This window comes from Myxococcaceae bacterium JPH2 (genome assembly GCA_016458225.1).
Lineage (GTDB): Bacteria > Myxococcota > Myxococcia > Myxococcales > Myxococcaceae > Citreicoccus.
Window position 1 is genome coordinate 1 of record JAEMGR010000072.1, and the last position, 5256, is coordinate 5256.

Below are 5256 nucleotides of genomic sequence, written 5' to 3' on the forward strand. Positions count from 1 at the left end.
CAGCGTACCGGGCTGCACCACCTGGTTGTTCGCCGAGTACACCTGGCGGACCAGCGCGGTGTGGATCTCCGGAACGTTCTGCGCGATGGAGGCGTCCGCGGCGTTCACGTACACGCGGTTGCGCAGGGGCATGCCCTCGCCCTGGCCCACCACGCGAACCTCGTACGCCAGCTTGATCTGCTGATCATTCAGGTCGCGCACGTAGACGAGCCGGGGCTCGCCCTGCACGGCCAGCTGGGTGCCCTTCGTGGCGCGCAGGGCCGCCACGGTCGCGGCCTGCGAGGCGATGCCAGGACGCGCCGACGGCGCGGCGCCGCTGCGGCCCGAGCCGTTGGCCATGAAGATGTTACCGTCGCGGTCGATGTGAACGACGATCTCCTCGCCCACCACCGGCAGGCCGTTCAGCGTCTGGCCGTAGCGGATGTGCGAGGTGCCCTTCTCGTCCACGCTCACGCGGCGGACCTGGAGGTCGTCGGCGTTCAGGCGGAAGGCGGCCGCGATGGAGGGCATCGCGGAGGAGATGGAGTGGTGCACGTCCGCGAGCGCGAAGCCCGACAGCGTGCGGTCAGCGGTGCCCAGGCGGCCCAGGAGCGTGTGAGGGGTGCCATCCGCGTTGGAGCCGGCGATGCTCGCGCCGGGCATCGCGCTGAGGGCGTGCTGCACTTCCGCGACGTCGTCGATCTTCGGCGAGTCAACGGGGGTGTTGGTGTCGGCGTCGCCCACACCACAGGCGGCGATCGGCATGGTGGCCAGCAGAGCTGCGACGAAACGAGTGCGAACCAAGATGGTCCTCCTGCCCGGCGGCGGGGGTGTCGCCGTGGCAGGCCGGCTGTTAGCAGTCTTCAGGCCAAGTCATTAAGTCCGCGAAATACCTCGCATCAACACAAGTCAGAGCTTTCCTGATTGGCGCATGCCCGCCCCACGAATGTTCCAGGGCATGTATCGAATCGTTACAAATGGATTCGCAAGTGCTCGAATCTTAAAGAGATTACCGAAAAACACGCGACTGTCCTGAAAGACGACACCCTGTCCGACGCGTGTCCTGGATTCAAACAATCCAGAAATCGCGGACTTTTCTTGTGCTCAAAAGGACTCGCGAATTGCCGATTAGGCCACGAACGTGCCCAGGACGACGCGCGCGCGGCCGTCCATGGAGAGGGTGCGCTCCTCCACCTGGGGGAAGCCGGACGTGCGAGCCAGCTCCTGGAGGTGCCGCATCCAGGGGTTGTAGGGCATGCCGTTGTCGGAGCAGCACGGCACCACGGCGAAGGGCAGCTGGTGGCGCGCGGCGTACTCGATGATGACGCGGGTGGCGCCGTCCGGGTGCATGCCCACCACGAGCTCGGCCTCGCAGGGCTCGTCCAGCGTGAAGATGCGCTGGGCGTAGTGCCGCACAGGCAGGTGCTTGTGGCGCAAGTCGAAGGTGGTGACGGTGCGGCCGCGCTGGGTGAGGGCCTCGTTGAGCCGGCCCTGGCCGCCCGCCACGTCGAAGATGCGCGAGGCGCTCGGGAAGCGCTCCACCAGCAGGTCCGCGAAGAGGTCGAAGCGCCGCTTGTCCGCCATGCGCCCCCTCTATCCGAGTGCGCCCGGCGGCGCATCCCTCTTTGAGTCCGTCCCCGTGGCAGCCACCGATTGCATCCCTCCCTGCCCTCGCACGGAGAGAGCATGTCGCGGCCCGCGCGACTTCCTCGAGCCTGAGATGTCAGCCCCCGCTTGTACCCTTCGATGGGCAGCCACTAATGAGTCCCGAGCCCAGATCACGCACTTCGAAGCGGCCCGTCTTCGGTCCAGCGGGAGATGAGCTGAGACACTGCGAATTGGCCGGGGAGTCGCAGCGCATCAACGGAGCAAGAGTTCAAAGTCGAGGTCGTCGTTCTGCGGTGAGGATGTCCCTGTCACCAGGCAATGGCGACTGGGCATGCCTCAAGGAGTTTGGGCGTGAGTGATTCTTCGAGATGTTTGTCGGGTCGGAGGACTGGAATGTCGAGTCGTGTGGTTGGGCCGAGGGCGCTGTTCGCAGGATTCATGGCAATGGCAGTCCTGGGAGGTGCTTGTCAAAACCCAGCAGAAGAGGAGGCGGAAGCAGCGGAGCTTGGCGTGAGTTCCGCAGGACTCTGGTCACAGCCGGGCGTCCAACTCTGGACGGCTGGCGAGACAATCCCTGTCTGCTGGATCGCCCCTGGTTTCGATGACGCCAAAGTGATTATTCGCGCCACAATCAAGAGCCAGTGGCAGCGCGTGACCCGCATCCAGTTTGACGGTTTCCAAGACTGTCCCACAACGGGCAACCAGCAATTCATTCGCGTACTTTTGAATGCGGCCACGGACACGCAAGGTGGCGGACAAGCCACAGAGGGACGCGCGGCGCTTCAGTTGCCCACCGGGAATCGCAGCGTTCACATCGCAGTCCCTCCCAATATCGAGCCGGGAGTGGGACTTGGGCGTCTGCAGTATCTCGCAGCCCATGAGTTCGGCCATGTTCTTGGATTCGCCCATGAACAGAGTCGAGTCGACAATTCCGACATCGAAGATATCAACTGCAATCCTCCCGGCAGCGCAAGCGGAACACTCTGGTCGCGCTATGACAACCAGTCCGTCATGCACCAGTGCAACGACGGCGGCAACCAATCCGGGCGACTGAGCGTCCTGGATGTTCGCTCTGTCCAGAAGCTCTATGGCATCAGGACGAACGGAGGCTCGGACTTCAACGGCGATGGATTTGCCGATCTCATTGTTCGTATTGGGCAAACCGGGTACACGGCAATTCAATACGGCCGAGCCTCAACAGGACTGGACTCGCCCAGCGGAAACCTTGCAAACTGGAATGGCAACCTAAAAATCATCCCTGGCGACTACAATGGAGATGGGTATAGCGATGTCATTCTTTACTCTCCCGGCACAGGAAATGCGGAGGTTCGCCTTGGCCAATCAACCCCAGGGCTGACTTCTGTCGTGGGGGGCCAGCTCAACTGGGCCGCAACTTTGACGCTCGTTCCTGGCGATTTTCAAGCAGACGGATTCCTGGACGTATTGAAGTACAACGCCGTCTCGGGCCAAACCGCACTGGAATATGGGCACGCACTCCCCGGCTTCGACACGCCTGCTCAGGCGAACCCAGTCTGGAATTTGGGGTTCAAGTTCATTCCTGGAGACTTCAATGGCGACGGCTATTCGGACGTTCTGCTCTACCACCCGTCAACGGGATACTCCGAGATCCGTTACGGAGGCATCGCTCCTGGGTTGAATTTTTCCGCAGGCAGCCAGGTGAACTGGAACACAGGTCTCAAGCTTGTCCCCGGAGACTACAATGGCGATGGCTTCACTGACGTCCTGGTTTATGAAATGTCGACCGGAAGCGTCCAAACTCGCTATGGGCAAGCCACTGCGGGACTGGCCTTCTCCGCAGCAAGTCAGACAACCTGGATTACTGGATTCGATTTCGCTCCGGGCGATTTCGACGGCGACGGCTTCGCCGATGTGCTGCTCTACAACTCAACGACGGGATACTCTGAGATTCGCTACGGCAGCAGTGCTCTTGGGTTGACCTTCGCCCCGACCAGTCCAGCAAACCTGAGTACAGGACGCCAGCTTGTCCCCGGCGACTACAATGGAGACGGATTCACGGACGTCATGATCTATGGGGTCACGGCGGGAGGTGGCGAGATTCGTTATGGCCAGCCCACGAAGACGGGACTGCTTGCACCTGCAGGCAACCAGGTACTCTGGGCCGGGGGTCTTGAGCTGATTAGCAGCCCTGGCTACGAGTTCTAGGTGAATCCAAGTTGCCGATGACGGAAGGTGCGCGGTGAGGCCCCGCGCGCCTTCACTACCGTGCACGAGGACCGCACGACGTGCAGTCCTCGTGCAGGGCCAGAACCGTGACGAACAGAGTGACAGGTCCACGCTGGCGACGAACTCCGTCCGAGACCTGTCACTCGCCTTGAAGTCCGGCAGCGACGCCATCGTCAGCATTCGCCGAGTGCTGGCGACATACCTCCGCCCCAGCTGCTGGTAAAATCACTGTGTTTTTCGAGATCGCAGACGTGAGCGATTCTTCGGGATTCTTGTCTGAACGGAGGGCATCGATGACGAGTCGTGCAATGAGGTCGAAATTCTTATCCGCGAGTTTCGCGTTCGCGATATTCTTGGCAGGAGCATGCCAGCCCTCCACCACTGAGCACGAAACGCCCGCGGAGACTGCCGTGTCCACGGCGGGGCTCTGGTCAAAAACAAGCACGCAACTCTGGGCGAGAGGCGAAACAATACCAGTCTGCTGGATTGAGCCGGGCTTCGACACGGCCAAGGCAATAATCATCAGCGCCATCAAGAGTCAGTGGCAGCGTGTCGCAAGAATACAATTTGACGGTTTCGGGGCGTGCCCCACAACGGGCAATCAGAAGTTTGTCCGCGTGCTCCTCACTGCGGCAACAGACGAACAGGGCGGTGGCAGTGTTCCTGAAGACAAGCCATTGGGGCGTGGAACTCTGCGCTTGGCCACGGAAGGACACAGCGTGCATATCGCAGTTCCCCCGGGATACGCCACTGACCATGGTATTGGTCGACTACAGTACCTTGCTGTACATGAGTTCGGTCACGTACTTGGATTCTCCCATGAGCAGGATCGAGTTGACAACTCTGATCAAATCGAAGCCACCTGCAATCCTCCAGGAGTAGAGAGCGGCGCCTTCTGGTCGCGATATGACAATCAATCCGTCATGCACTACTGCAATGATGGCGGCAACTCCTCGGGACGGCTCAGTGCGATAGACGTTCGGTCCGTCCAACACATCTATGGCATCAGGACGAATGGGGGTGCGGACTTCAACGGCGATGGATTCTCAGATGTGCTGATCTACAACGCAGCGACGGGATACTCTGAGATTCGCTATGGCCGAGCTGCGGCTGGGCTCGACTTCGTGCCAGCCAGCCAGACGACCTGGGCAACTGGGCTGAAGGTTGTCCCCGGTGACTATGACGGAGATGGGCACGTGGATGTCATTCTCTATTCTGCCGGGACGGGAGCCGCAGAGGTTCGATTTGGACAGACCGCGGCTGCGGGGTTGCTGGCCGACTATAGAGCTCAGACCAACTGGGGCGGGAATCTCAAGCTGATTCCCGGAGACTTTGGCGGAGACGGCTATATGGATGTGCTAAAGCAGGACTCTGTCTCCGGCTACACGTCGATCGAGAAGGGGCGAACGTTCATTGGATTCGCCCCGATCGTGCAGGCGAATCCTGTTTGGAATCTGGGATTCA

Annotated in this window: 5 protein-coding genes; 2 read left to right on the plus strand and 3 right to left on the minus strand. The window is 60.9% G+C overall.

From position 1 onward, the window contains the following. Together JGU66_36085 and JGU66_36090 are read right to left on the minus strand one after the other, a co-directional pair. On the minus strand, positions 1-783 hold a 783-nt coding region (locus JGU66_36085; protein MBJ6766196.1), incomplete at its 3' end, for a peptidase M4. 324 nt (positions 784-1107) lie between these two features. Then, positions 1108-1563, minus strand: a complete 456-nt coding sequence (locus JGU66_36090; GenBank protein MBJ6766197.1) for a hypothetical protein — start codon at positions 1561-1563, stop codon at positions 1108-1110. A 468-nt stretch (positions 1564-2031) separates the two neighbouring features. Here JGU66_36090 and JGU66_36095 point away from each other — a divergent pair, with 468 nt between their 5' ends. Then, the gene (locus JGU66_36095; GenBank protein MBJ6766198.1) at positions 2032-3771 is read left to right on the plus strand and encodes a VCBS repeat-containing protein; all 1740 of its coding nucleotides are present in this window, start codon (positions 2032-2034) and stop codon (positions 3769-3771) included. A 160-nt stretch (positions 3772-3931) separates the two neighbouring features. Here JGU66_36095 and JGU66_36100 read toward each other — a convergent pair whose 3' ends face one another. Next, positions 3932-4324, minus strand: a complete 393-nt coding sequence (locus JGU66_36100) for a hypothetical protein (protein MBJ6766199.1) — start codon at positions 4322-4324, stop codon at positions 3932-3934. A gap of 85 nt (positions 4325-4409) precedes the next feature. Here JGU66_36100 and JGU66_36105 point away from each other — a divergent pair. Then, the coding region (locus JGU66_36105) for a VCBS repeat-containing protein (protein ID MBJ6766200.1) at positions 4410-5256 on the plus strand (847 nt) is incomplete at its 3' end.